The following is a 1,924-nucleotide window of genomic DNA, read 5'->3' on the forward strand; positions in this document are numbered from 1 at the left end:
CGACCGACGGCGGCACCTCGGGCGGTTCGCTCGGCGTGTACTACGCCTTCATCCAGTTCGCTGGCTTCACCATGGGTAAGGCCGTGTCGCAGTTCGACGCGCCCTGGACCAACTATCCCGGCAACAACTTCGACGGTCTCGTCGGCGGCAGCGGCACGGTCACTGGTGTCAACCAGTTCACCTACACCGCTGACTTCGGTCAGGGCGTGACGGCGGCGTTCTCGGCGGAAGATGCGACCGCGTACTATCAGGCCGGCAACCTCAACCTCAGCAGCGCGGCTGCGACTGGTGCTTCTGCTATCGCCGGTTTGACCACTGGTGCGGTGGGTGCCAACGCCATCGGCGGCTCGCGTTCGCCGAACCTCGTCGGTATGGTGCGTGTCGACCAGGCTTGGGGTCTGTTCCAGGCGTCGGTGGCTGCGCATGACAACCACGTTGCCTATTACGGTGCAACCGAGGCGACTGGCCACCCCGACGACAAGTGGGGTTGGGCGGTTCAGCTCGCTCTGTCGATCAAGAACATCCCGACCGGTGCGGGTGACGTGATCAACATTTCGGGCGTCTACACCGACGGCGCGACCCGCTACAACTTCCAGAACCTGGCGGGTAGCACGTTCCTCATGTACGGCAGCTCGGGCTCTGCCTACGGCAGCGTCGCTGCGGTTACCGCTCCGGACACCGTGTTCATCAACGGCGGCTCGCAGGAAAGCGTCAAGACCTGGGGCTTCCGTGGCGCTTACACCCACAACTGGGATCCGAACTGGAACACCGCGATCTACGGTGCTTACGCTGCAGCTCAGTTTGGCGGCGGTGCCAAGAACTTCCTCTGCGGCGCCACCGGCGTCTTCTCGAGCGTTGCTGGCGTGACCTCGTGCAATCCTGACTTCAACATCGGTCAGATTGGCTTGATCACCCGCTGGACCCCGGTCAAGAACCTCACGTTCTCGGCCGACTTCACCTGGACCCACATCGACCAGAAGTATGCTGGCGTCGTGAACGCGGGCAACAACTTCCCGGTCGCCAAGCCGGCCGCGACCTACGAGCTGAAGGATCAGGACTCGCTGACCCTGCTGCTCCGCGCTCAGCGCAACTGGTAAGTTCGGTCTAACGACCTGACAGAGAGCCCCGGCGGGAAACCGCCGGGGCTCTTCTTTTGTCCGCGCAAGGTGTGACGTCGGTGATCTCGGTACGGCTCTTGGAAGGAGGTGCCAAACCATATCGATTAAACGACGATACCGCCGATCGAGGCTCTGCTTCAGAGCGAATCGGAGAGACACGCCTGCGTGCCGGTTCTCTGCTTGGGGGGCGATGTGCGGCGGAACAGAACGATCCGTAGCCGGATGGAGCGAAGCGCAATCCGGGGGCCGTTCCTGGCGACCGGTGACCCGGATTGCGCTGCGCTCCGCCGGGCTACGAGCCGACCAGTCCTCGCGTTGCCCGTCGGGCAAAACACCTGGCGGGTCGTCAACCCGAGTCCACAAAAATATTCCGCTTTACCGAAATTCGGATTTGTCGTATGTGTCGCTCATCCCGGCTCTACCTTGAGGGGCGATCATGTGTCGTCACGATACGCGAGCCGGGTTGCGGTGGACGCGGCAGCGTCGGCACGAGAGGTGCGGGCAGGGCGGGTAGTCCCTGTGAGCCCGAAACCGTGTGCGGATGAGCGGCGCTGAGGGTTCGTTTCGCCAACATTTTGCTGGCTCGTGTGCACACCGCCAGCAACCCTGTGGCGATCGGCGAACGCGCGTACGGCAAAACCGTGTGGTCCTGGCCGTCGTTGCTACGGTCAAGCCCGTCGCGGAGATGTCAGCGAGCCCAACCGGGCGGACGGCATCGCCAATTCGCGGGGCGAGGGAGGCCAGAACGAACTCGGCTCCCGGGAGAGCACGGCATAAGCCGTCAGACCACTGCGCAGGGAAGGCCG

General features: G+C 63.6%; 1 protein-coding gene. It reads left to right on the forward strand.

What is annotated here, in order from left to right; all coding sequences use genetic code 11:
• Positions 1-1,097: porin (locus AC630_RS42090; RefSeq protein ID WP_143198770.1), on the forward strand; the 1,097-nt coding region annotated here is incomplete at its 5' end.
• Between the last annotated feature and the right edge of the window lie 827 nt (positions 1,098-1,924).

This window comes from Bradyrhizobium sp. AS23.2, assembly GCF_001908185.1.
Classification (GTDB): Bacteria; Pseudomonadota; Alphaproteobacteria; order Rhizobiales; family Xanthobacteraceae; genus Bradyrhizobium.